The sequence below is a fragment of the Bradyrhizobium sp. 147 genome (assembly GCF_023073935.1).
In the GTDB taxonomy this organism is placed as follows: Bacteria; Pseudomonadota; Alphaproteobacteria; order Rhizobiales; family Xanthobacteraceae; genus Bradyrhizobium.
In genome coordinates this window covers 1-24495 of record NZ_JADPKL010000075.1, presented here as the reverse complement: position 1 = coordinate 24495, position 24495 = coordinate 1, and the positions used below count along the sequence as shown (strand labels likewise).

Below are 24495 nucleotides of genomic sequence, written 5' to 3'. Positions count from 1 at the left end.
AGACCCTCATGAAACCCGCGCTCCTCTCCGCCTGGCAGACCTGGGCGATCCTCTCCGCCTGCTTTGCCGCGCTGACCGCGATCTTTGCCAAGGTCGGCGTCGAGAACATCAATCCGGACCTCGCCACTCTCATCCGCACCATCGTGGTCCTGCTCGCTTTATCGGTGCTGCTGCTCTGCACCGGCCAGTTCGCCACGCCCTCAGCGGTCTCGTCGAGAACCTGGTTATTCCTGGTGCTCTCCGGGCTTGCGACCGGCGCGTCCTGGCTGTGCTATTTCCGTGCGTTGAAGCTCGGGCCCGCAACGCTGGTCGCGCCGATCGACAAGCTCAGCGTCGTCTTGGTCGCGCTGTTCGCCTTCGCTTTTCTCGGCGAGCGCCCGACGGCGCAGGGCTGGCTTGGCATTGCCATGATCGGCGGCGGCGCGGTGCTGCTCGCGGTCAAGTTTTGAGGAGCCCGGCGTGATCCGCGGAACCCGGCCGACAACACGAAGGTTGCTGCCGGGGCCACTTTGAGCTTCGGCCGAGAGATCCGATGTCGAGCGCAAACTCCGATCAAACGAGGCGAGCTGGCCGCGCGCTCGATGCGGCCAATTTCTTCCTCGCCGACGTCCGCGACGGGCTCGGGCCCTATCTCGCCATCTATCTCCTCACCGAGCAGCGCTGGGACGAGGCGCGCATCGGGCTCGTGATGTCGATTGCAACGATGGCCGGCATCGTAGCGCAGACGCCGGCAGGTGCGCTGGTCGATGCAACGCGGAAGAAGCGGCTCGCGATGGTGATAGCCGCCATTATGGTGACCCTTGCCTCGCTATCGCTGCCGTTGTTTCCGGACTTCGGGCCGGTCGCGATCTCGCAGGGGATTGCCCAGGCCGCCGCTGTCATCTTTCCGCCCGCAATCGCCGCCGTCTCGCTCGGCATCTTCGGCCATGCCGCTTTTACTCGGCGGATCGGCCGTAACGAGACCTTCAACCATGCCGGCAACGCTGTCGCTGCGGGTCTGGCAGGCGTACTCGCCTACTGGTTCGGCCCGACCGTCGTGTTCTACCTGCTCGGCGCCATGGCGATTGCGAGCCTCGCCAGCATTGTCGCAATCCCCGAACGAGCCATCGACCACGATCTTGCTCGCGGGCTGCACGACGCTCACGCGAACGATCAGCCCGACCACCCCTCGGGCCTCGGCGTGCTCCTGACTTGCCGCCCCCTGCTCGTCTTCGCGCTCTGCGTCGCGCTGTTTCACCTCTCGAACGCGGCCATGCTGCCTCTGGTCGGGCAGAAGCTCGCACTGCAGGACAAGAAGATGGGCACCAGCCTGATGTCAGCCTGCATCGTCGCCGCGCAACTCGTGATGGTGCCGTTCGCAATGCTGGTGGGCGCCAAGGCTGATAGCTGGGGCCACAAGCGCTTCTTCCTTGCCGCATTAATGATCCTGCCGATCCGCGGCGTCCTCTATGCGCTCTCGGATAATCCGTTCTGGCTGCTCGGCGTGCAGCTTCTGGACGGCGTGGGCGCCGGCATCTTCGGCGCAATCTTTCCAGTTATCGTCGCCGACCTCATGCGCAACACCGGCCGCTTCAACGTCGCGCAGGGCGCGGTCATCACCGCCCAGAGCATTGGAGCTGCACTGTCGACGACACTGGCAGGCCTGGTCGTGGTCGGCGCGGGGTACCACGCAGCGTTCATCTCTCTTGGCGCTGTGGCGGCGATCGGCGCCGTGATCTGCTTCTTCGCTCTACCGCAGACGCGGCAAGGCGCAGACGGCGATCTGTGCCCGCGGGGGAAGACAGCTGCGTCCGCATCGGCTATCGCTGCCGAATAGATCTGGTTCACCTTGAGGACTGAAACGTGCCGTCTGACGCCATCTGGGCCTGGAGCATCATCGTCGCTGCGATCGCTGGCGTCATCATCCGCCCTTTTCGCCTGCCGGAGGCGATCTGGGCAGCGATCGGTGCCGCCGCGCTCGTGCTGCTCGGCTTCCTGCCGTGGCGCGATGCGCTCACCGGCATCGAGAAGGGTGTCGACGTCTATCTGTTCCTGATCGGCATGATGCTGATCGCCGAGCTGGCACGGCTCGAAGGCCTGTTCGACTATCTGGCCGCCTTTGCGGTCGAGCATGCACGCGGCTCTCCGCAGCGGCTGTTCCTGCTGATCTATCTCGTCGGCACGCTGGTGACGGTGCTGCTCTCGAACGACGCGACCGCGATCGTGCTGACGCCGGCCGTTTACGCCGCCACCCGCGCGGCCGGCGCCAAGCCGCTGCCCTATCTGTTCGTCTGCGCCTTCATTGCCAATGCCGCGAGCTTCGTGCTGCCGATTTCCAATCCGGCCAATCTCGTGGTCTTCGGCAAGCACATGCCGCATCTTGGAGCATGGCTGCATCAGTTCGCGCTGCCATCACTCGCCTCGATCGGCTTCACCTATGTCGCATTGCGCCTTGCGCTGCACCGCGAGTTGAAGGAGGAAACGATCGAAACCAGGGTCCCTCACCCGAAACTCGGACGCGGCGGCCGATTGACCGCCTATGGCATCGGCGCCATCGGCATCGTGCTGATCTGGGCTTCTGCGCTCGATCTGCAATTGGGCTTGCCGACGTTCGTCTGCGGGACGGCGACGGCGGCCGCCGTGCTGTTGATCAACCGTCAATCGCCTATGCCGGTGCTGCGCGGCGTCTCCTGGAGCGTGCTGCCGCTGGTCGGCGGGCTCTTTGTCATGGTGGAGGCGCTGGTGAAGACCGGCGTGATCGCGCAGCTCAGCGCGCTGCTGCACCAAGCGGTGGCGCAATCCGTCCCGCAGGCCGCCTGGAGCGTCGGTGTTGCCACCGCGCTCGCCGACAACATCGCCAACAATCTTCCGGTCGGCCTTGTCGCCGGCTCCGTCGCGGCCAGTGATCATCTGCCCGCGCCCGTCGTCAGCGCCATCCTGATCGGCGTCGACCTCGGCCCCAATCTGTCGGTGACCGGCTCGCTCGCCACCATCCTCTGGCTGGTTGCGCTCCGGCGCGAGAAGATCGAGGTCGGCGCCTGGCCATTCCTCAAGCTCGGTCTGCTGGTGACACCGCCCGCACTGATCGCAGCATTGGCGGCGGCAATCTGGTAAGCAAGGTCAGACGCAGCTTTCGAAATAAGGCGCGAGCTATTTGCGGTAGATCAATGCCGCCGGCGACGCTGCGGCAGACGATCGGCCCGCTCGGCCACAAGGTGGGATCGATCCCGTCTTCTTGAGCCCGTGACCGTCCGGCCCGATCGCGGCGATGACGCCGCGACCGGGTCGCGCTTCGTCAGTCGTTCTCGTAGCCGTAGACTTCCGGCAGGATGAAGATCGCAGCCAGCAATCCGATCACCGGGAAGATTGCGACGAACAGGGTGGCATTGGCTTGCCCGATCGCCGCGAACAGCGATGGGAATAGGAAGATCGCCAGGAACGACGGCAGCTTCACGAACATATAGGCGAAGCCGCTGGCGGTGCCGCGGTATCGCGGCCGGGCGACCATGGTCGGGATGGTCATGCAGTTCGACGCGTCCCAATAATGGCCCCAGAGCATGCCGGCCGCGGCGAACGGCAGCAGCATCTTGTTGTCCGTGTAGAGCGCAAACGCAGCGACCAGCAGTGACACCAGCACGATGGAGAAGCCCGCGATCGCGATGCCGCGATGGCCGATCTTCGGCGTCAGCAGCGGCCCGACCCACCCCGACAGAGCGGCGAAGCTGAATAGCCCCATCGTCACCAGATTGTTGCCGAGCACGCTCGACACGCCGACCATGACGAACAGCACCGGCAGGTAGAACGCGAAGGTCGAGAACTCGCTCGCCTGCGCGAAACAGGCGATCCAGCCATACAGCGTGGCACGCCAGCGGATCGGATCCTTCTTGAGATCGGCTAGGAACGCGCGGGTCGAGACCTTCGGCACCTCGACGTCCCGGTCGGGCAGCATGTCGAGATTGTCGTTGAACATTTCGCGCGCGACCTGCTTGGCCTCGCGGTAGCGTCCCTTCTGCACCAGCCACACCGCCGTCTCCGGCACGTCGTGGCGCATGATCAGGATGATCAGCGCCGGCACCGCGCCGAGGCCGAGCGTGACGCGCCACAGCATCTCGTGGTTCATGTCGATCAGCAGGAAGATCACGATGACGCCGATGGTCAGGACCTCGCCGACCGCGAACATGAACTGCCAGCGGTTGCCCATCACCTCGCGCTCACCCTTGGCCATGGATTCCATGATGTAGGTGTAGCCGGTCGAGATGTCTGAGCCGAGCGGGATGCCGAGCAGGAAGCGGATCACCACGAGCCAGGCAACGTTGGGCACGAAGGCCTGCGCCAGCGCCAGCACGATGAACATCACCATCGTGACCAGGAACATGACACGGCGGCCGATCTTGTCAGACAGCCAGCCGCCGAGCAGCGCACCGATCAGGGCGCCACCTTGCGTGCCGGCCGCGGCGAGGCCCAGCATCAGCGGATCGGGATTGTACTGCTCCTTGATGAAGATCAGCACGAAGGCGATCGAATAGAGATCCCAGGCTTCGACCAGGATCGAGGCCATCATCAGCCAGCCGACCTTGTTGCCTTTGGGACTGTAGTTCGTGATGAGGTAGCGGACCGCGGCCTCGCTCGCGCTCGGTTGTGGCATCGCCATCGTCGACATGTGTGGTCCTTTCTTCAAACTTTCTCACGCGCCGAGCAGCGGCTCGATGCTGCAATCGAGCAGACGCGGATCGATCCCCGCCTCCATGCCGGTGAATATCGCATCCATGTAATCGATCAGGGCATCGCTCGCTTTCACCGCATCCTCGACGCGGCGATTGGCGACCGCAGCGAGAACGGCGAGATGGCAATCGATCGTGCCCGACAGCTCGGTCTGCCCCGGCATGAAGCGGTGGTGGATGTAGCCGATGCGCCGGTACAGCGTGTGCAGCGGCCGCAGCGTGTGCACCAGGAACGGCTCGCCCGCGGCCTCCAGCACCAGTGCGTCGATCCGACGGTCGATGCTGTTGAATTCGTCGAGGCTCAGGCTGGCGCGGCGCTCGCGCAGCAGGCGCTCGATGTGCAGCGCCTGATTGCGATGCGACAGGCTGGCGCGATCGGCCGCAAGACGGATCACGAAGCGCTCCATGTCGCGGCGTAAGCCCAGCAGCATGCGCTCACGCGCCAGATCGATCGGGGCGATGTGCAGCCCGTGCCGCGGACGAATGATGATGAGCGTGTCGGCTGAGAGACGATTGACGGCGTGATGCACCGGCGTGCGGCCGAAACCAGTGATCTGCTGCAATTCCAGCATGGTCATGAACTGGCCCGGCTTGAGCTCGCAGTGGACGAGGAGCTCCTCGATCCGCTGATAGGCCAGCTCGAAGAAGTTGAGGCGGTTGCGCCGGGAGGGCCTGCCCTCGCCGCCATCGTCGCTTCTCACCACCTCGAGCGCGCGCTTGCGCCGTGCCATGTCGTCCTCCGTCAACCTGCGCTCTCGTTGCGAGCTGGCGCCTTGTTTGTGACTTAAAACATATTGTGAAATATTACAAGCAGGCGTAGGACTGCCCATCGGCCCGCCGGCAAACGGCGGCGCAGAGATGACAAACAAAGCGGCGCTATGGCCCGATGGGAGGATTATTGCCGTGAAGATCACGTCGATCGAGACCCTGCGCACCGAAGAATTCTCCAACGTCATCTGGGTGCGCGTCCACACCGATGCGGGCATGATCGGGCTCGGCGAGACCTTCTACGGCGCGGGCGCGGTCGAGGCGCAGATTCACGACACCTTTGCCGGCCGGCTGCTCGGCCGCAATCCCCTGCACATCGAAGCCATCCACCGCGACATGCTGAACCTGCCGATGGCGCAGTCATCGACCGGCGTCGAATACCGCGCGGCCTCGGCGATCGACATCGCGCTGTGGGACCTGTTCGGCAAGGTCTGCGGCCAGCCGGTGCACCAGATGCTCGGCGGCCTCTGCCGTGACAAGCAGCGCATCTACAACACCTGCGCCGGCACCCAATATGTCCGCTCGACCAATATCGGCCCGGTCGCGAACTGGAATCTCGGCGCCTCCAAGGGACCTTACGAAGATCTCGACGGCTTCATGCATCGCGCCGACGCGCTCGCCGAAAATCTCCTGGAAAGCGGCATCTCCGCGATGAAGATCTGGCCGTTCGATCCCGCCGCCCAGGAAAACAAAGGTCTCTACATCACCGCCGCTCAGATGAAGCAGGCGATCGAGCCGTTCGAGAAGATCCGCAAAGCTGTCGGCGACAAGATGGAGATCATGGTCGAACTGCACTCGCTATGGAATCTGCCGACTGCCAAGCAGATCGCGCGCGCGCTCGAGCCCTACAAGCCGACGTGGTACGAGGACCCGATCCGGATGAACTCGCCGCAGGCGCTGGCCGAATATGCGCGCTCGACCGATGTCTGGGTCTGCGCCAGCGAGACGCTGGGCTCGCGCTTCCCCTACAAGGACATGCTCGACCGCGACGCCATGCACGTGGTGATGGCCGATCTGTGCTGGACCGGCGGCCTTACCGAGGGGCGCAAGATCGCAGCGATGGCCGAAACCTATCACCGGCCTTTCGCACCGCATGACTGCATTGGCCCGATCGGCTTCATCGCCGCCATCCACATGTCGTTCAGCCAGCCCAATACGCTGATTCAGGAATCGGTGCGCGCCTTCTACAAGGGCTGGTACAATGAGCTCGTCACCACCATGCCCATGATCAAGGACGGTTTTGTCTATCCGATGGAAGGCCCCGGCCTCGGCGTCGACCTCCTGCCCGCCGTCTTCGACCGCTCCGATCTGACCGTGCGCCGCTCCAACGTCTAAGGATTCCTGAGATGAGCACCGCCCTCTTCGACCTTTCCGGCCGTACCGCGCTCGTGACCGGCTCCTCTCGCGGCCTCGGCCGCGCCATTGCCGAAGGCATGGCCGGGGCCGGCGCCAAGCTGATCATCAACGGCGTCGATCCCAAGCGCGTTGAGCAGGCCGTCGCCGAGTTTCGCAGCGCCGGACATCAGGCCGAAGGCGCCGCATTCAACGTCACCGACGAGCCCGCGATCGTCGCTGCCTTCAACGACTTCGACAGACAAGGCCTCGCCGTCGACATCGTCGTCAACAATGCCGGTATCCAGCACCGCAAGCCGCTGGTCGAGTTCACTACCGACGAATGGCGCAAGGTGATCGAGACCAATCTCACCAGCGCCTTCGTGATCGGCCGCGAGGCGGCCAAGCGCATGATCCCACGCAAGCGCGGCAAGATCATCAACATCGGCTCGCTCGGGAGCGAGCTCGCGCGCCCGACCATCGCGCCCTACACCGCGGCCAAGGGCGGTATCAAAAATCTGACCCGCTCGATGGCGGTGGAATGGGCCCAGCACGGTATCCAGGCCAATGCAATCGGCCCCGGCTACATGCTGACCGACATGAATGAGGCGCTGGTCAACAACAGCGATTTCAACACCTGGCTGATGGGCCGCATCCCGTCGAAACGTTGGGGCAAGCCGGACGAGCTGGTCGGCGCGGCGATCTTCCTGGCCTCCGACGCCTCCACTTACGTCAACGGCCAGATCATCTATGTCGACGGCGGCATGATTGCCGCGATGTGACCCGCGAACCGCTGAAGGAACAAGCCATGCGCGCCGTCGTCATTCACGCCCCGAAAGACCTGCGGATCGACCTCTATCCGGATGTGGAGCCCGGACCGGGCGAAGTCCGCGTCAAGATTGCCAATGGCGGCATCTGCGGCTCCGATCTGCACTACTACCATCACGGCGGCTTCGGCGTGGTCCGCATCCAGCAGCCGATGGCGCTAGGGCATGAGATCGCCGGCGTGGTCGCTTCCGTCGGTGACGGCGTCACCCAGGTGAGGCCGGGCACGCGCGTTGCGGTCAATCCGAGCAACCCGTGCGGCCAGTGCCTGCATTGCCGGGAAGGCATGCGCAACCAGTGCCTTGACATGCGCTTCCTCGGCAGCGCGATGCGCGTCCCCCATGTGCAAGGCGGCTTTCGTGAATTCATTACGGTCGACGCCACGCAGGCCGTACCGATCGCTGACAGACTGTCGCTCGCCGAAGCTGCGGTCGCCGAACCGCTGGCCGTATGTCTGCATGCCGGCAAGCAGGCCGGTCCTCTCCTCGGCAAACGCGTGCTGATCACCGGCTGCGGCCCGATCGGCGCGCTGATGATCTTGGTTTCGCGCTTCGGCGGCGCCGCCGAGATCGTCGTGACCGATGTCGCGGACGCTCCGCTCGCGGTCGCGAAGAAGCTCGGCGCCACGCACGCGATCAATGTCGTCACCAATGCCACTGCGCTCGATTCCTGGCGCGCGGGCAAGGGGGTGTTCGACACGCTGTTCGAAGCCTCGGGCAACCAGGCTGCACTTCGTACCGCGCTGGACATATTGCGGCCCGGAGCCACGCTCGTTCAGCTCGGCCTCGGCAGCGAGATGACGCTGCCGATCAACTCCATCGTCGCCAAGGAATTGCAGCTCCGCGGGACCTTCCGCTTCGATTCCGAGTTCGAGCTCGCGGTGCGGCTGATGGGCGAAGGCCTGATCGACGTCAAGCCGCTGATCAAGGCCACCATGCCATTCGAGAGCGCGGTCGCCGCCTTCGAGCTCGCCAGCGACCGCTCACAATCGATGAAGGTGCAGCTTACTTTCTAGCGGCGTCGGTGGCCTGCTGACTCTCGATCAGCCGGTCGCTGACCAGCCGCACAGCGCCGCGCTTCCAGGAATAGTCCGCGCCGAGGCGCAGGCCGCTGTCGCCGCGCGCCACCACGGCGCCGGTCCTGGCATCGCGAAGCTGGAAGCCGAGCGTGTATTCGGTGCGGCTGACACGCCGCACCACACCGATCAGCGACTGGTCCGCCCCGAGCTTCTGCGCGATCGCAGCCTCGCAGCCGCCGCAATCCCGCAAGGCGCCCGCCCTCGCCGCCCCTCCGCCGACATCGATGATCCGGTAACGGCCGGACTGGCCGAGCGCCTCGCGCACGGCGGCGCTGACCTCGGCCAGATGCGAGGCGTCCGAAGCGGCCGAGACGGTCGCGGAAGCGGCTGTCATGTCCTCGAGCTCGAAGTCGAACACGGCAAGCGCGACCGGCGCTGGCATGGCGAGCGCAGCCATGACCTCGCGGGACACGAAGATCTCGGCGCGCTCCCACGATTCATCATTGTCGCCGCGGAAGGTGTAGAGCTTGTCCATCACGAGCCTTTTGGCGCCGACGTCTATCACGGCGACCTTGGCCCATTGCACCAGCGTGCTGGTCTTCTGGATGCCGCCGACGACCTTGAACGCCGCACCGTCCTCGGCAGACCGCAGCAGCCGATAGCGCCGGTCCGTGCCGATATCCCGCCTCAGCGCGGCCATGAACGCCGATAGCCGCCGCTCGTGGGCGGCGGTCTGGTTGGCTGGCTCGCCCGAGGTATCGGTATAGCTGAAATCGTCCATGGCAACGCCAATGGCAGCCTCGGCATCGGCCCGCGACGAAGAGAGCCCAAAGAGGAAGAAAGCAGAGAGAATCAGCCGGAAGCAGTGCATGAAGGAGCCTCGTGGGATGGAGCGGCCCCGCAAATCTGGACGGGTCGCCTGAGGCCACGCAGCCGTAATTGTCCCGACGAGCGCCGGGAAAATTTCACGACGTTGCACTGCGGAAGGTCGCGAACGCTTCCCGCGGGTTGCGTTCTGCCGTTTAATGGACGAGCGACAAAACCCGTTCGCACCAGGTGCCCGCCGATGTGGAATCGCCCGAGGTTCGATCTCAAGGTCCGTCTGACGCTCCACGTGGCCGCAATATCGGCCGCCTGCTTCGCCGCGATCTCCGCCTATTTCCTTGTTGCGGCCGAACGCGCAGCGCATGCCCGCATCGACGGTATCGCCGCCATCGTGGCGAAGACACTGGAGTTGCAACAGGGCAAGGTCCAGTGGGTGGCTAGCCCCCGCTCCGACTTTCCGAACCTTGATCCGGTTTCGGCCCATGTGATGACTCCCGGTCTGTGTCTTGGATTCCGGAGCGCCAGCGGCGAGATGCTTCAGCGCTTCTGCAGTGGCGCGCCTGCCCCGGCGAGCCCGCCGCCGCAAGCCTTCGCCGCCTTCTATCGCAGCCTGTTCGACCCCGGCCGCGAGGCGGCACGGCCAGTGATCGTGCGCGGAACGACGCTCGGCGAGACCGTGGTCTCGGTCGATCCCACCGTGCAGACGGCGGAGGCCTGGCACGAGGCTGGTCGCCTGATGATCGCGCTGGCGATCGCGTTGCCGCTGCTTTGTGCGCTGGTCTATGCCACACTCGCTCGCGCCCTGCGTCCTACCCGGATGATCGGCAGCGGCCTCGAGCGGATCGCCGCTGGCGATCTCACGACCCGGCTGCCGCCGTTCGATCTCGCCGAGCTCTCCGCCATCCGCGACGTCTTCAACCACCTCGCCGAGAGCCTCGATATCGCGCTTGCGGAACGCAACGAGCTGACGCGGAAGCTGATCGCGCTGCAGGACGAGGAGCGCCGCCATCTCGCGCGCGAGCTGCATGACGAGTTCGGCCAGTCGCTCGCCGCAATCCGCGCGCTTGCCGCGTCCGCCCGCCAGACGGCAGCGCAGGACTGCCCCGGGCTGCTGGGAGAGTGCGACTGCATTGCCCGGACCGCGACCGGCATGATGGAGACGCTGCGCGGCGCGCTGTTCCGGTTGCGGCCACCCGATGTCGACGAGCTCGGCCTCGTCGCGAGCCTCGAAGGCCTGGTGTCGGGGTGGAACGGCCGCAGCCGCGGCCAGACCCGCATCGATATCCGGTTCGACGGCGCCTTCGAGAGCGTGCCCGCCTCCGTCAGCGCCAATCTCTACCGCATCGTGCAGGAAGCGCTCACCAACGCGGCCAAGCACGCCGGGGCCAGGAAGGTCAGTCTGCATCTGACCATGGCGGAAAATGAGATCGCGCTCGCGATCGAGGACGACGGCCGGCCGAACGAGGCGGCCGTCAAATCCGGCATGGGCCTGCTCGGCATGCGCGAGCGCGTCGCCGCGCTTCGCGGCCGGCTGAGCTTCGAGACCGGCCCCAATGGCTCCGCGCTGCGCGTGTTCATTCCGCTCGCGGCCGGCGATCGGCAGGCGCTGGAGCACGCGGCATGAGCGCGACTGAAGCGACCATCTTGCTGGTCGACGACCATTCCGTCGTCCGTGAGGGGTATCGCTCCGTGCTCCAGAAACAGCCGGGTTTGCGCGTCGTCGCCGAGGCGGCCGACGGCGCGGAAGCCTACCGGCTGTACAAATCCGAGGCACCCGACCTCGTCATCATGGATCTCAGCATGCCCGGCATCGGCGGCATCGAGGCCGTCAGGCGGATCCGGCAATGGGACAAGGCCGCAAGGATCCTGGTCTTCACCATGCACGAGAATGCCGGCTTTGCCGTGCAGGCGATCCGCGCCGGTGCCAGGGGTTACGTCACCAAGACCAGTCCGCCCGAGACCTTGGTGCGCGCGGTGAAGGACGTGCTCGCCGGCAAGATCGCCATCAGCCCCGACATCGACCATGAGCTTGCGCTCAGCCGCATCGGCGGCGAGAGCTCGGCCGCCGACGTGCTCACGCCGCGCGAATTCGAGGTGCTCCGCCTGCTGCTCGCCGAGAACACGACTGAGCAGATCGCCGCAACGCTGCATGTCAGCCCGAAGACGGTGGCGAACCTGCACTCGCTGATCAAGGACAAGCTCGGCGTCGGCTCCGACATCGAGCTGGTCCGGCTGGCGCTGCGCCAGGGAATCTTGACCGAGGTCGATCTCGGCGAGGCCTGAGCGCTCAGGCGAGGTAGCGCGTGAGATAGCCTTCCATGGCGTAGAGTGCGCAGAGCGCGAGGCTCGACCACACCGCGGCGCTGAAATACAGGAACATCCAGGTCAGCTCGCCCTTCCAATGCGCGATGTCGTGAGTCACGACCCAGCGCGTCGCGACATCGTGCAGGCCTTCGAGGAAGCCCAGGAACCTGCCGCCCTCGGCGTGCCCTGCCCGCCAGCGGCTGAGATACATCGGCACGTCGACGGTGACGAGGAAGGCGAGGAAGCAGGCGATGCCGACGATTCCCGCGATCAGCGCCCAGCGCACCACGCCCTGGAATTCCGGCATCAGTCGGCACAGTGCGATGCCGGCGAGGAAGAAGGTCACCGCCCACAGCGAATTCTCGATCGCGTTGTAGAGGAAGTTGGTGGTCACCACCGCGTACCAGGAGAAGCACTCCGCGATGATGATGATCGGCACGATCACGAGCGCGATGTTCACCGCGGTCTGCGCGCCGGTCATGGTCCCGAGCTGATGCAGAATGATCGCCCATTGCGCCGCGAAGCAGACTTCGGCGACGGTTGCGACCGTACGGCCGACGAACACGCTCGACAGCCAGGTGTCGAAAAGGCAGATACGCTGCACATCGGCGCGTGGCAGCACTGAGCGAAACGCGCAGCCGAACACATAGGCCGCGCACAGCAGGAACATCAGGCCGATATCCGAGCCGCCACTGAGGCTGCCCGCAACGGTCGGGTAGAACTCGCGGTACAGCATGAACCAGACGAGGATATTGGCAGCGCTGACCAGCGTCAGGGATCCCCACCACCACGCAAGGGGATTTGACCGTGCCTGCCAGTGCAACATGAATCGCTCCGCTGTAATCGACGTGACATGTGTTCGTAATAATCCTGTCACAAGACGCCGTGGAATCACGACAAAAATCTGTGTGTAGCGGCGCCTTCCGCGCGTTCCCTGAGCAGGCGGGGGAATTTAGCTTTGTCCGCATATTGGACAGAAACGGCGCATTCCTGAATTTATTGGACAACCATCCTCCTGCGGTTCATTAAAGCCCGCATGGCCCGCTCCCCATCCAAACCGCTCCTCGCCTCTTCGTCGGCCGCCGCGGTGCTCGCCGACAGCGCAGACGACGCTGCGTTTGCGACGACATTGGCAAAGGGCTTGGTGGTGCTCGAAGCCTTCAGGGCCGGAGCAACGGAGCTCGGCAACATGGAGCTGTCGACGCTGACCGGGATTCCGCGACCGACGGTGGCGCGACTTACGCACACGCTCGCCGAGCTCGGCTATCTCCGCTACGCCCCCGGGCGCGCCAAATATCGCGTTGGCGCACGGGCCTTGCGCATGGCGCATCCGCTGCTCGCCGACATGCAATTCCGCCAGCTTGCACGGCCCATGATGCAGGAGCTGGCGCAGAGTGTCCGCGGCACCGTCTCGATCGGCCTGCTGGATGCGACCTCCATGATCTATGTCGAGACTGCGCGCGCCGGCGACGTCGGCCCGCACGTCCCTGACATCGGCATGCCGATTCCGGTTGTGATGACCGCCATGGGCCGCGCCGCGGCAGCGATCTTGCCGCCGGCCGAAGCGGCCCAACTGGAGCGGCGCATCGTTGCCGAAGATTCCGAGTTGTGGGCCGCCTTCCAGGGCAAATACCGAGCGGGCCTCGCTCAATGCGTCAGCCGCGGCTTCTGCACCTGCTGGGGCGAGTATATGGCTTCGATCCACGCCGTCGCCGCGCCGCTGTTTCACGCGAGCGAAGCGAAGCAGTCGTTCTCGATCAATTGCGGCATCCCGGCATTCCGACTCCAGCCGGGGCAGCTGGAGGGCGAGATCGGCCCGCGCATCGCGGCGCTCGCCGACAGCATCCGCGCGATCGTCAAGGCGGCGGAGCCGGCAGCCGAGACAGGCAAGCAAAATAAGAAGGGCGCCAGGACATGAACAAACAAAGCTGGCGCCCCACGTCCGGGAGGCCATCATGATCATCACACGCCGAACATTGCTGGGCGCCCTCGCCGTCTGCCTGGCGAACCCGTCATTTTCCGCTCGCGCTGAGGACGCCTGGCCGTCACGTCTGGTGCGGCTGATCTCACCCTACGGGCCCGGCGGCTCCAACGATATCTCGCTGCGTCTGCTGGCGGAGGAGCTCGGCCGCAGCCTGCGCCAGCAATTCATCGTCGAGAACAAGCCGGGCGCCGGCACGCGCATCGCCAACGATTTGGTCGCGCATGCGCGGGGCGACGGTTACACCATTCTCTATGGCGCAGCCCCCTATGCCACCGCCGAAGCGCTGTTCGGCAAGCTGACCTACGAGCGAAAGGATCTGCAACCGGTGGCAATGGCGGTCATCGCGCCGCTATTCTTGATCATCAGCGCGGACGCGCCGTTCAAGACGCTGCCGGAGATGATCGCCTACGGCAAATCGAAGCCCGACGGCCTCACCTTCGCTTCGCCCGGCGCGGGCTCGCAACCGCACCTTGCCGGCGAGCTCCTGTTCCGGGACGCCGGCGTCAAGGGCCTCAACATCCCGTTCCGCGGCGACGCCGCCTCCTACACCGAGCTGCTCGCCGGCCGTGTCGACGCCACGCTGACGGCGCTGCCGACCGCGCTGCCCTACATCCAGAGCGGCAAGTTCATCGTGCTCGGCGTTGCTTCGCCCGAGCGCAGCGCGCTCTACCCGCAGGCGCCGACCTTGCGCGAACAGGGCTTTCCCAACGTGGCCGCCGCCGGTTGGTACGGCTTCATGGCGCCATCGACGACACCACGCACGATCGTCGACAAGCTCCAGGCTGAGGTGCTGCGCGCGCTCGCCGAACCCGCAATCAAGGACAAGCTGACCGCCCAGGGCCTCGAAGTGCGCCCCGGCACCGCGGCCGAGTTCGGCCAATTCATCGACAACGAGACGCAGAAATGGAGCAAGCTGATCCGCGACGCCGGCCTCAAAGGCGAATGACGGTCAGGAACGTCCCTCGGCACGGCGGCCGCCGCTGCGGATGAGGCTATCGGCTACGTCCACATGATGCTGGTATTCGGAGATCGCGCGATTGGCCATGCGGATCCGGTTCGTCTGCCCCTCGTCCAACATCACGGCGATACGTTGCGCCAGGAACACGCAGGCCTCGAATTCGTCGTGAATGGCGCCGGTCCGCGCGAGAAAATCCCAGGCGATCTCGAAGGCCTGCTCGGCGGCGGGGTTGCGATAGTCACTGAAGATGATGTGCGTCATCACTGCCAAAGCCGGAGTGCAGCGATCGTTCCTCGGCGCCGAACGCACGCCCCCATTGCAAGCGTGAGAAACCACCGGCCGCCCTGGCGCGCCGGTGGTTCGATATCCTGGGAACGCGGAGAGCTACGCGGCCTGGCGCTGATGCGTCAGGTACTCCATGGTCACCTTCTCGACATTTGAATCGATCCAGGCGGCCATACGCTGCTCTTCCTTCAACGAGGCTTCGAGCAGCGGCTTGGCTTCGGGCGCACCGGCGGCGCCGCAGAGCGTCAGGAGCGACTTGTAGGCGGCGATCTCGAAATTCTCGAACGCGTTGTTGGCGAAGGTGTTCTTGAGGATCTCGTCGCCGGCGACCGAATGCGCCATAGCCATCATATTGGCCATGACCGACTGCGCCGTGTCCTTCAGGCCGGACGTGCTCTCGCCGCAGGCCTCAAGGCACTTCTCCAGCCGATTCAGTTGCTCATTGGTTTCTTGAAGGTGCGCGGTGACCTTTGCCTTGACTTCGGGATATTCGTCCAGCCGCTCCGACTGGCGCTCCATCAGTTCTCTCGCTTGAATTTCCATCGCGTGCGCATTGCGTAGTCCGACCACGAACGTATCGCGGGCTGCGTCAGCCATTTTCCTGTCCTCCGTTTGAGTGGCTTCGTGCCGCAACCGGGAAGAAGGGGCGATTGTTCCTAAGGGTACCGGGCTGATTGCCGCAGGCGACCTGCATCGGAGCCGGGCGTTTCGGTCCACCGCCGGAAGGTCCTCCAACATCAATGAACGTAGGAACGGTTGGCGACGCGCGTGATTGGTCCGTGGTAAAACCTCAAGGAGCAAGATCATGCGTAAGACACTTCTGACGATCTTCACGGCCGCGATGCTGGCCGGCGCTTCAGTCGGCGCAGCGTTCGCACAAGCGGGCGGCGGCGGCGCCGGTGGTGGTGCTGGGGGCGCCGGCGGCGGAGCTGGTGCCGGCGCCGGTGCGGGCGCGGGAGCCGGCGCAGGTTCGGGCGATGGAGGCGGGGCGGGCGCAGGCGGTGCGGGCGCAGGCGGTTCCGGAGCCGGCGGCGGTGGCGACATCACGCATGTGGAGCGCGGCGGACAAGGTGCCTCCAGTCCCAAAGGCATGCGCAACGAGACTACCCCACCGTCAGACGGCACCACACCGCGACGTTAGCGGGACAATCGGTCAGGTCCTCCGAAAGCCGAGCACGACCGAGCCACGCGTTAATGCGACCCCGGCGAATTCCCTCCGCTGGGGCCGCACCGACTGTGCCGAGCTGCCGAACTTAGAACCTTCCGAGCTGCTGAACCTAAAACGCGTGCAGCCACCTCAATGCGAAGCATCGATCTCGGAATGACTGCGCCCTTCTCAGCCTTTCATCCCGGCCACATACACCGCCAGCTTGTCCAGCGTCTGGTAGCCGTATTCGACGGCGCCGAATCCGATCATGGCGTCGCGCTGCGCGGTGCTCGAGGCCAATTGGCGCAGCGTCAGCACGGTCTTGCCGTTGCTTTGCTCGGCAAAGGTGACGGTGAAGCGGAACAGGCCGGGATCGTCGTCCTGGTCGGCGCCGTGATCCATCTCCATCAGAGACGGCCGCTCGATGCGGCGGAAGCGCATGCGGTTCGGATAGACGGTGCCGTCGGGGCCGACCATGTTGAAGCGCCAAACGCCGCCGACGCGCACGTCGATTTCGAAGGTCTCGACCTTAAACCCCTTCGGTCCGAACCATTGCGGCAGGTGTTTCGGATCGGACCAGGCCTCGAACACGAGATCGCGCGGCGCGTCGATGACGCGCGACATCACGATCTCGCGGTCGAGCGACCATTGCGAAAGGGCGGCATTGGCAGAACTCGTCATCACTCAGAACCTTTCCGTTTGGTTGTCCGGGACGGACGCTTGGCGGCCGCCCTCTCCTTCTCTTTTTTGAGCTTCATCACATAGGCTTCGAACCGGTCGAGCCGCATCTCCCAGACCGCACGCTGCTGCTGGAACCAGTCTTCCGCGCTGATGAGCGCATCCGGGCTGAGGCGGCAGGTACGGACGCGGCCGGATTTCTCCGACAGCACCAGCCCGCTCGTCTCCAGCACATGGATGTGTTTCATGAAACTCGGCAGCGCCATGTCGAAGGGATCGGCGAGCTCGCCGACGGAGGCCTCGCCCGCGCAGAGCCGCATCACGATCGCCCGCCGCGTGGGGTCGGCGAGCGCGGCAAAGATCTGGTCGAGCCGGGACAATTGGTTAGCCATGAAGCTAACTATAGCGCCAGCACCGCCTCGCGTCAATCATTGTTAGCCCACAGGCTAAGTGATTTGGGGTGCAGGCCCCGCCAGGCGGAACCCGCAACGCGCAATCGTGAATTGGGCCGTGCCCGCGGTCACGTTAAGACGGGCCCGGCGGGGGCATCACATCATGCGTCAGAGCCGTGCCGTCAGTTGCCACCTCATCGCACCTCACCCGGCGGTCGCTCTCCCGGGCAGCGCTTGTTCCACTCGCACTGGCCTTGCCCGGCCGCGCCTCGGCGGATTCCGACATGATTGCGCAGATGCGCGACATCGTCGCAAACGGGCTTGCGGCGACCGCGACGCCGGATCATGCGGGCGGACTTGCCGCCGCCCTCTATGCCGGCCGCCATGTCGAGTTCTTCACCTACGGCTTTGCCGATGATGCGGCAAAACGGCCGGTGACGCCGGACACGCTGTTCAATGTCGCCTCCTTGCGAAAACCCTTCGAGGCGACTCTCGTGGCGCTCGGTGCGCTGCGCGGCGAGCTGCGGCTCGACGACCGCTTGCCGAAATACCTTCCCGAGCTGAACGGCGACTACGTCCGCCGCGTCACCATCGGCGAGCTGGTCACGCACAGCTCGGGGCTGTTGCTGCCGACCGATCATCCGCCCTGGCCGGACGAGCAGTTTACGCGCGACCAGTTCATCGCCATGCTGAACGCCTTCGCACCGCCGCCCGGCGTCGCACCCGGACGGCAGCGCATCTACACCCATGCCGGCTACGTCCTGCTTCAGCTCGTGCTCGAGCGCCGCTACGGCGCTCCGATCGCGGCCCTGTTCGAACAGCGCATCCTTGGACCACTCGGCATGACCGCGACCTGTGTCCCCGAGCGCGGCGAAGACAACCGCGCTGTCATGGACGAGGCCTGGATACGGCGCGTGGTCCAGGGCTATTCGGACCAGGGCATGGCAATCGGCCCGATTGGCAACCAGCAGAGCTATTTTGACTTTTCCGGCACGGGCCAGATGTTCTCTTCGGCGCGGGATCTCGCGCGCTTCGTTGCCGCCTGCATCGATGGCCGCTCGCTCGATCCTCATCTGCGCGAGGCGTTGCGGATGACCCAGCATGAGGCCCACCGCATCGACGAGAAATTCGGACAGGGCATGGCCTGGGAGAGCGTGCATCTGCCCGGCGTCACCGTCGTGGACAAGCCGGGCGGTCTCAACAACGCCTCCGGCTATATCGGTCTCGTGCCGGCGCGACGGCTCGGCCTGATCCTGCTCGCCAATCGCGGCGAATATCCGCACGAGATTGCGCGCTACAAGATCCTGCCGGAACTGGCGCGGCTCCTCGCCTCACATTGAGGCGCCGCTCAAACCGAGCGCGTCAGTCCGCCGTCGACGCGGATATTCTGACCGGTGATGTAGGCCGCGCCGTCGGAGGCCAGAAACGAGACCGTCGCCGCGATCTCCTCGACCTTGCCGTAGCGCTTCATCGGCACGCTGTCGCGCCGCGCCTCGGTCTGCGGCAGGCTGTCGATCCAGCCCGGCAGCACGTTGTTCATGCGGATGTTGTCGGCCGCATGCGCGTCGGTGAAGATTTTCGTGAAGGCAGCAAGCCCTGCCCGGAATACGGCCGAAGTCGGAAACATCGCGCTCGGCTCGAACGCCCAGGCGGTCGAGATGTTGATGATGGCGCCGCTCCTCTGCGACTGCATCACTGGCGTGACCAGCCGGGTGGGACGGATCACGTTGAGAAGGTACGTATCGAGCCCGGCATGCCATTGCTCGTCGGTGATCTCCGTGATTGGCGCGCGCGGTCCGTGGCCGGCGCTGTTGACGAGCACGTCGATCCGCCCCCATCTGGTCATCGCGCCCTCAACGAGGTGCTTCAGATCGTCATTGGACTTGTTCGAACCGGTGACGCCGAAGCCGCCGAGCTCGGCGGCGAGGGCCTCGCCTTTGCCGGAGGACGACAGGATCGCGACGCGAAACCCATCTGTTGCCAGCCGCCGTGCCGCCCCAGCCCCCATGCCGCTGCCGCCCGCGGTGACGAGTGCAACCTTCTCCGCCATGACCGATCATCCCTTGTGAATATCGTTGAGGCGAGCCGCATGCCCGACCTATCATGAGGCCTTCTACCTCCAGACCCGCCGGCAGGTCCATCGTCGAGAGCATTCGTCATGAGCGATTTGCAGATCCGCAATTTGGGTCCGGAGGAGATCGCCGTCCCCATCGACTGGGCCGCGGCCGAGGGCTGGAATCCGGGCCTTGCCGACGCCGCCTGCTTCGCGATCCCCGATGCGCAAGGCTTCTTTCTCGGCGAGATCAACGGCGAGCCGGTCGCGACCGTCTCCTGCGTCAATTACAATGACCGCTTCGCCTTCCTCGGCTTCTATATCGTGCGCGAGAGTTTTCGCGGCAAAGGCCATGGCCTGCGCATCTGGAACGCGGCGATCGCGCATGCGGGCACTCGCGTGATCGGGCTCGATGGCGTGGTCGCGCAGCAGGACAATTACAGAAAATCGGGCTTCCAGCTCGCCTACGCCAATATCCGCTATGGCGGCACCGTGGCCGCGCCACCGAAACCGCCTGCCGATGTCGTCGCCCTCGATAACATCCCGTTTGCACGTGTTGAAGCCGATGACGCCACCGTCTTCCCTGCCGCGCGTAGCGCGTTCCTGCACGCCTGGATCAACACATCAGGCCATGTCGGCCGCGCGCTGCTGCGCGACGGCAAGCTGTCCGCATGGGGCGTGATCCGGCCGTGCCAAACGGGTCACAAGATCGCTCCGCTCGTTGCCGACGATCGCGCGGCGGCGGAAGCGATCGTTCAGGCCCTGCTTGCAGGTGTGGCCGGCGGCGAGGTCTTCCTCGATGTCCCCGCCGTCAATCGCGAGGCCATCGCGCTCGCGGGCGAGCTCGGGCTCAAACCAGTGTTCGAGACGGCGCGGATGTACACGGGACCGATCCGGCCGCTGCGGATCGACCGCGTCTTCGGCGTGACCAGCTTCGAGCTGGGCTAGGCGTGTACTCATAGATCACGCGCTTAGTTTGGGTGCTCCAGATGTCCGCTCATCCCTCAAAAGCGGCACAAACAGCACGGCCAGCCAGCTGAGCCACCGCACGCTTTTGCGAATCGAGCAGCACCTTAGTAGCCGCTGTGAACTCCCGCCGCTTCATTCGATCCTCATCGCACCTTGAGGAGGATGGAAACAGCTTATCACGTTCGATGGTTGCACGAACTGCGATGGCTGGGCCGAAAATCAGATGAAAGAATAAAGAATGATGCGGCGTTGGGACAGCGTGACTGCCGAATCACATCGCTTGCGCGAGTAGAAGTTTGAGCATTGAATCAGCGATGATACCCATAACCGCAAGTGGTTTCTCGGGTATGCCTGCCGCTCTCGCAGGATGAAGCGATGCAGAGATTCGCCTAGGCTTTGGGCGCGTGATGGCTTCATGCGTAGCTGAACCGGAGAGGTACGACTACTCGGTCCTGCCAACTGATTGGGAGTAGCCACACGCGCCTCATGCGCGCACCTAGCGCGGTCGACGGCCAACAAACGGGAGGACAACAATGAGCACCTGGCTTAGTGAGCGAGAACAGCGTCTCGTCGCGGGCGCGGAGGCGGCATCGGCGGCAACGCCTATCCCTACCCAGATTGTCTCCAATGGCGAGTATCTCCCGCCCCCGCAGAGCGATACGCAAAAGAAAGTCGAGGCACGGATCAACGAGCTCGCTGATGTCAACGGCAGGCACCTCGGCTTGAGCCGCAGGCAGTTCTTGCACACGAGCTGCGGCATGGCGGCAGCGTTCCTCGCCATGAACGACATCTACGGCAATGTTTTCCAGGTCGCGCCCGCTGAAGCCCGCGAGCCTGAGCTGATGCTGGCCCGCGCGCAGAGCCTTGCAGGCCAATTCATCTTCGATGTCCAGACTCATTTCGTGCGGGACGACTTCGACCACAAGGAGCTGTTGGGGCTGGCGGACTTTGCGAGCCAGCACTGGAATCCGAAGATGAAGGAGGAAGGCGTCTCCTCGCTCGCCCGCTACAAGTTCCAGAACTATGTGAAAGAGATCTACTACGACAGCGACACAAACATGGCGCTCCTGAGCGGCGCGCCCTTCGACGACCCGAGTTGGTGGCTGCTGTCCAATGAGCAGATCGTCAAGGCGCGAGAACTGATCAACGACTTCGCCGGTTCGCGCCGCCTGCTGGCGCATAGCGTCATCACCCCCAAGCAACCCGGCTGGATGGACGAGGTGGACAAGGCGATCGAGATCTACAAACCGGATTCCTGGAAGTCCTATACGATTGGTGATCCGCTGGCGCCCTCGAAGTTCCCATGGCGGCTCGACGACGAGCAGGTGATGTATCCGTTCTACGAGAAAGCAGTGAAAGCCGGCATCAACACGCTGTGTATCCACAAGGGGTTGCTGCCGCCCGATTACGAGAAGTCGTTCGCCGGCGTCTGGGAATATGCAACGGCGTGGGACATCGGAAAAGCCGCGAAAGATTGGCCGCAGATGAACTTCGTGATCTATCATTCGGCGCTGCGGCCGTTCCTCGAGCTGCCCGATCGTGCGTGGGCGGATTTCGAGCAGACCGGCCGTATCCAGTGGGCAACCGATCTCGCGGAAATCCCTCAGAAGTTCGGCGTCACCAACGTCTATGCCGAGCTCGGCACGTCCTTTGCCAACTCGGCGGTGGCGCATCCGAAGTTCTGCGCCGCGCTCATTGGCACGCTGATAAAGGGGATGGGTGTTGACCACGTCATGTGGGGCACCGACTCGGTCTGGTACGGTTCACCACAGTGGCAGATCGAGGCGCTGCGCCGGCTCGAAATCCCGGAGGATATGCAGAAGAAGTACGGCTTTGCACCGCTTGGCGACGCCAACAGCGCTACCAAGCAGCTGATCTTCGCGGGCAACGCAACCAGATTCTACAAGATCAAGCTAAAGGCGGCCGAGAATACCAGGATGCCAGCCTTTTCCGAGGACCGCCTCGCGGCGCTCAAGAACGAGTACACGCAAGCTTCCAAGCAACCATCGAACCTGCGCTACGGCTACGTTCGCGCCGCATAGGAACGGTCCAAGAGCGTGGGCAAGCTCCGCTGGCAATGGACGCGCGGCTGCCGCAAATCCGACCCCGGCTCGGGGTCAAGAAGCGGAGAACTCGGGGTGAGCGAATCTAGTCCGCTATGTCTCACCGAGCGGACCTTCCGCTCGGCCCTCGGGAGCCCACATTGCTTTATGAGTACACGGTCTCGCTCAGTAGCAGCGCATGATGTTGACGGTGTGCTCGCCGCCGCCGCGGCCGGGCACCGTCACCTGCTCCGTCGGGCAGCTCGGCACATAGGGCCGGTCGGACGGCACGACATTCGGCGGGAATCGGTGCGCCCAATCCCAGGGAACGTCATACGTATAGGTATAGCGCACATCGCTGGAGAACGACTGAGCCGCCTCGCCGAAAGGCTGGCTATACGTCGCACCGTCGTAGAAGAACCCGCCACCGCCGGGCCAATAGACCCAGGGATTGCTGCGCCGGTGGAATCGGGCGCCAGGCCCGATCGGCGCACGCGCCATTGCATTCGGAGGCGCGGCGGCCAGCCCGTGGGGCGCGGCGCCACCAGGTCTGGCAAAACTATCGCTGGGGCTAAGGAGCAGCGCGGCTGCGCTGAGCGAGGCGAATAGCGCCCCTTGTGATCTCGATATCATCATACGCACCAACTCGTTTGGCTTCGCGGGTGGCGGCTCCCCCACCACACGCTAGGCCGGGCTGTCGCCCGCCCGCAAACGTATAATTAATTTTTGGTTAAGGCACGGGATTAACGGGGAACATGGTGCGGCAGAACGCCCGGAATTTCCGTCCCCCTTGCAGCCATTTCGTTCCGCGGCACGCGATTCATAACCAGTTGATCGGAGTTGATCGCACCCCGGCCAATACGTCCGGAACGCTCCCGCATTGCAACCGTTGGCCCCCACACAAGCAAGGAGCATCTTCAATGCAGAACAAGTCAAAACTCCTCTGCCTGGTCACGGCATCGCTCGTCGCAGGCGCAACAGCCGCATCGGCGCAGGGCTACGACTGGAACGGGCCGCGCGTGGGTTGGGACCGCACGGCACCCGCCTACGAACCGATTCAGCCGCGCGCGTACTATCCGGATGTCGCCGGACCGTATGGCGCGTACAACGGCACCCGCCATCCGACCCCGAGCTCAACGCAGGGCGATGTCGGTCCTGACGGCAACAACAACGGCACGCTGACCGGCAGCTATCGCAACTGGTAGCGAGCCGGGCTTCGTTGCAAGGACCCGCCGCTTCATCGAGCGGCGGGTCGTTCTTTTGCGGCATACATTGTGAGCTGAAGATCGCCGTTGTCGCCGCCTGCGCCATTGCAAGCGCAAGGACGATGTTGAAGCAGTCACGCGCGATAACGGGCGCAGCCCGGACGGAGCAAACCGTAATCCGGGAGCGCTGTCTCCGCACGGATGGGATTACGCTGCACTCCGTCCAGGCTACATGATATCGCGTTTCCGGCGGGGCGAAACACCAAGCCGTGGGTCAACCCGCGCCATCCAAAATATTCCGCTTTACCGAAATTCGGAAATAGCGTATGCGTCCGACAACCCGACCCAAGCAAGAAGGGCGTATCGCGATCGTCACGACACGCGGGCCGGGCGGCGGTGGACGCTAGGTCACATCGGCGCGAAGAGCTTCGCAGGGCGGACAGCCGTGAGCGAAGAGCCTCGCGCGCTCGACCGGTGTGATCGGCGTACGGCAAAATCGTGTGGTCCTGGCGCCCGGGGTCTGTGCGCCAAGTCTTGCGGTGATGTGAGCGGCCCAACCGGACCGCGGCATCAGCCATCGGCAAGGCGACGGGGGCAATAGTGCATCGCTCCCCGGGGAGAGCGCGACATAAGCCGTTCCAACCATCCGCGCAGGGAAGGTCGGGATGTCTCCGGTTGCCCTGTTGTCCGCTATGCATGAAGCACACGCAACCTGCTCTTGGCATGGCGGTCCATGGGAGCCAACCGGCTCCCGGTCTTCCCTGCGCCCTCTTTCAATTATGAGGGCAAGGCATCGAAGCAGAGCTCGGGCGAACAAGCCGCGAGGATGCGAAGGTGTGCCTGCCATTGAAATGCGAATTGAAAGCGCGATGCCGTCACTCCACATTCCGTCATCGCGAGGAGCGAAGCGACGAAGATTCCATGGGGGTGGATAGCGACCAAGTCTGAGGCCAGACTGAGGTTGCATCCATTCAACCTGGAGACGACGATGTTGCTCGATCATCCTATCG

Annotated in this window: 25 protein-coding genes; 15 read left to right on the top strand and 10 right to left on the bottom strand. The window is 64.5% G+C overall.

From position 1 onward, the window contains the following. Positions 1-8 precede the first annotated feature (8 nt). The 3 genes from IVA87_RS16150 to IVA87_RS16140 all read left to right on the top strand — a co-directional run bounded on the left by IVA87_RS16150 (position 9) and on the right by IVA87_RS16140 (position 3093). Positions 9-449: an EamA family transporter gene (locus IVA87_RS16150; RefSeq protein ID WP_247300695.1), complete on the top strand. Its 441-nt coding sequence runs from the start codon at positions 9-11 to the stop codon at positions 447-449. An 83-nt stretch (positions 450-532) separates the two neighbouring features. Next, positions 533-1816 carry an MFS transporter gene (locus IVA87_RS16145; protein ID WP_247300694.1) on the top strand — a complete coding sequence of 428 codons (1284 nt, stop codon included), beginning with the start codon at positions 533-535 and terminating at the stop codon, positions 1814-1816. A gap of 26 nt (positions 1817-1842) precedes the next feature. Continuing rightward, positions 1843-3093 (top strand): arsenic transporter, encoded by a 1251-nt coding sequence (locus tag IVA87_RS16140; protein WP_247300693.1) that lies wholly within the window; start codon positions 1843-1845, stop codon positions 3091-3093. Positions 3094-3274: 181 nt separating this feature from the next. Here IVA87_RS16140 and IVA87_RS16135 read toward each other — a convergent pair whose 3' ends face one another. Then, positions 3275-4639 (bottom strand): MFS transporter, encoded by a 1365-nt coding sequence (locus IVA87_RS16135; protein WP_247300692.1) that lies wholly within the window; start codon positions 4637-4639, stop codon positions 3275-3277. Between the two features lie 24 nt (positions 4640-4663). Then, positions 4664-5431 (bottom strand): GntR family transcriptional regulator, encoded by a 768-nt coding sequence (locus IVA87_RS16130; protein ID WP_247300797.1) that lies wholly within the window; start codon positions 5429-5431, stop codon positions 4664-4666. Positions 5432-5603: 172 nt separating this feature from the next. On the opposite strand from IVA87_RS16130, the gene IVA87_RS16125 reads away from it, so the two are divergent. Genes IVA87_RS16125 through IVA87_RS16115 form a run of 3 tightly spaced genes read left to right on the top strand, consistent with a single transcriptional unit; the run spans position 5604 to position 8640 of the window. Further along, on the top strand, positions 5604-6803 hold the full coding sequence (locus IVA87_RS16125) for a mandelate racemase/muconate lactonizing enzyme family protein (RefSeq protein ID WP_247334192.1): 1200 nt from the start codon (positions 5604-5606) through the stop codon (positions 6801-6803). 11 nt (positions 6804-6814) lie between these two features. Beyond that, positions 6815-7582, top strand: coding sequence for an SDR family oxidoreductase (locus IVA87_RS16120; RefSeq protein WP_247300690.1), 768 nt, complete (start codon positions 6815-6817; stop codon positions 7580-7582). 26 nt (positions 7583-7608) lie between these two features. Then, positions 7609-8640, top strand: coding sequence for an L-idonate 5-dehydrogenase (locus tag IVA87_RS16115; RefSeq protein ID WP_247334191.1), 1032 nt, complete (start codon positions 7609-7611; stop codon positions 8638-8640). Here IVA87_RS16115 and IVA87_RS16110 read toward each other — a convergent pair. Next, complete coding sequence (locus tag IVA87_RS16110) at positions 8630-9514, bottom strand: DUF3280 domain-containing protein (protein WP_247300688.1); 885 nt, start codon at positions 9512-9514, stop codon at positions 8630-8632. The two genes, IVA87_RS16115 and IVA87_RS16110, sit on opposite strands and share 11 nt — an antisense overlap. A 195-nt stretch (positions 9515-9709) precedes the next feature. Between IVA87_RS16110 and IVA87_RS16105 the strand changes: the two genes are divergently transcribed. Continuing rightward, the gene (locus IVA87_RS16105) at positions 9710-11092 is read left to right on the top strand and encodes a histidine kinase (protein WP_247300687.1); all 1383 of its coding nucleotides are present in this window, start codon (positions 9710-9712) and stop codon (positions 11090-11092) included. Continuing rightward, a complete protein-coding gene (locus IVA87_RS16100; protein WP_247300686.1) occupies positions 11089-11751 on the top strand; it encodes a response regulator transcription factor in 663 nt (220 codons plus the stop codon). Before IVA87_RS16105 ends, IVA87_RS16100 begins: the two co-directional genes overlap by 4 nt. Positions 11752-11755: 4 nt before the next feature. Here the strand turns inward: IVA87_RS16100 and IVA87_RS16095 are convergent, their stop codons facing one another. After that, complete coding sequence (locus IVA87_RS16095; RefSeq protein WP_247334189.1) at positions 11756-12598, bottom strand: hypothetical protein; 843 nt, start codon at positions 12596-12598, stop codon at positions 11756-11758. 210 nt (positions 12599-12808) lie between these two features. Between IVA87_RS16095 and IVA87_RS16090 the strand changes: the two genes are divergently transcribed. Together IVA87_RS16090 and IVA87_RS16085 are read left to right on the top strand one after the other, a co-directional pair. Then, entirely contained in the window at positions 12809-13690 is an 882-nt protein-coding gene (locus IVA87_RS16090) for an IclR family transcriptional regulator (protein WP_247300684.1), read from the top strand. 37 nt (positions 13691-13727) lie between these two features. Next, on the top strand, positions 13728-14702 hold the full coding sequence (locus IVA87_RS16085; RefSeq protein WP_247334187.1) for a tripartite tricarboxylate transporter substrate binding protein: 975 nt from the start codon (positions 13728-13730) through the stop codon (positions 14700-14702). 3 nt (positions 14703-14705) lie between these two features. On the opposite strand, the gene IVA87_RS16080 is transcribed toward IVA87_RS16085, so the two are convergent. After that, positions 14706-14975: a hypothetical protein gene (locus IVA87_RS16080; protein ID WP_247300682.1), complete on the bottom strand. Its 270-nt coding sequence runs from the start codon at positions 14973-14975 to the stop codon at positions 14706-14708. A 123-nt stretch (positions 14976-15098) separates the two neighbouring features. Then, entirely contained in the window at positions 15099-15596 is a 498-nt protein-coding gene (locus IVA87_RS16075) for a ferritin-like domain-containing protein (RefSeq protein WP_247300681.1), read from the bottom strand. A gap of 208 nt (positions 15597-15804) precedes the next feature. Here IVA87_RS16075 and IVA87_RS16070 point away from each other — a divergent pair, with 208 nt between their 5' ends. After that, on the top strand, positions 15805-16140 hold the full coding sequence (locus tag IVA87_RS16070; RefSeq protein WP_247300680.1) for a hypothetical protein: 336 nt from the start codon (positions 15805-15807) through the stop codon (positions 16138-16140). Between the two features lie 195 nt (positions 16141-16335). Here the strand turns inward: IVA87_RS16070 and IVA87_RS16065 are convergent, their stop codons facing one another. Together IVA87_RS16065 and IVA87_RS16060 are read right to left on the bottom strand one after the other, a co-directional pair. Continuing rightward, on the bottom strand, positions 16336-16827 hold the full coding sequence (locus IVA87_RS16065) for an SRPBCC family protein (RefSeq protein ID WP_247300679.1): 492 nt from the start codon (positions 16825-16827) through the stop codon (positions 16336-16338). After that, positions 16827-17216: a metalloregulator ArsR/SmtB family transcription factor gene (locus tag IVA87_RS16060; RefSeq protein WP_247300678.1), complete on the bottom strand. Its 390-nt coding sequence runs from the start codon at positions 17214-17216 to the stop codon at positions 16827-16829. The genes IVA87_RS16065 and IVA87_RS16060 overlap by 1 nt, the downstream gene beginning before the upstream one ends. 284 nt (positions 17217-17500) lie before the next feature. Between IVA87_RS16060 and IVA87_RS16055 the strand changes: the two genes are divergently transcribed. Then, complete coding sequence (locus IVA87_RS16055; protein WP_247334185.1) at positions 17501-18556, top strand: serine hydrolase; 1056 nt, start codon at positions 17501-17503, stop codon at positions 18554-18556. 8 nt (positions 18557-18564) lie between these two features. Here the strand turns inward: IVA87_RS16055 and IVA87_RS16050 are convergent, their stop codons facing one another. Continuing rightward, positions 18565-19266: an SDR family oxidoreductase gene (locus IVA87_RS16050; protein ID WP_247300675.1), complete on the bottom strand. Its 702-nt coding sequence runs from the start codon at positions 19264-19266 to the stop codon at positions 18565-18567. A gap of 108 nt (positions 19267-19374) precedes the next feature. On the opposite strand from IVA87_RS16050, the gene IVA87_RS16045 reads away from it, so the two are divergent. Together IVA87_RS16045 and IVA87_RS16040 are read left to right on the top strand one after the other, a co-directional pair. Further along, complete coding sequence (locus IVA87_RS16045; RefSeq protein WP_247334182.1) at positions 19375-20217, top strand: GNAT family N-acetyltransferase; 843 nt, start codon at positions 19375-19377, stop codon at positions 20215-20217. Positions 20218-20771: 554 nt separating this feature from the next. Then, positions 20772-22280 (top strand): amidohydrolase family protein, encoded by a 1509-nt coding sequence (locus tag IVA87_RS16040; RefSeq protein WP_247300671.1) that lies wholly within the window; start codon positions 20772-20774, stop codon positions 22278-22280. Between the two features lie 186 nt (positions 22281-22466). Here the strand turns inward: IVA87_RS16040 and IVA87_RS16035 are convergent, their stop codons facing one another. Beyond that, positions 22467-22913, bottom strand: coding sequence for a hypothetical protein (locus IVA87_RS16035; protein ID WP_247300796.1), 447 nt, complete (start codon positions 22911-22913; stop codon positions 22467-22469). Between the two features lie 287 nt (positions 22914-23200). On the opposite strand from IVA87_RS16035, the gene IVA87_RS16030 reads away from it, so the two are divergent. Continuing rightward, positions 23201-23485, top strand: coding sequence for a hypothetical protein (locus IVA87_RS16030; RefSeq protein ID WP_247334181.1), 285 nt, complete (start codon positions 23201-23203; stop codon positions 23483-23485). The last annotated feature ends 1010 nt before the right edge of the window (positions 23486-24495 follow it).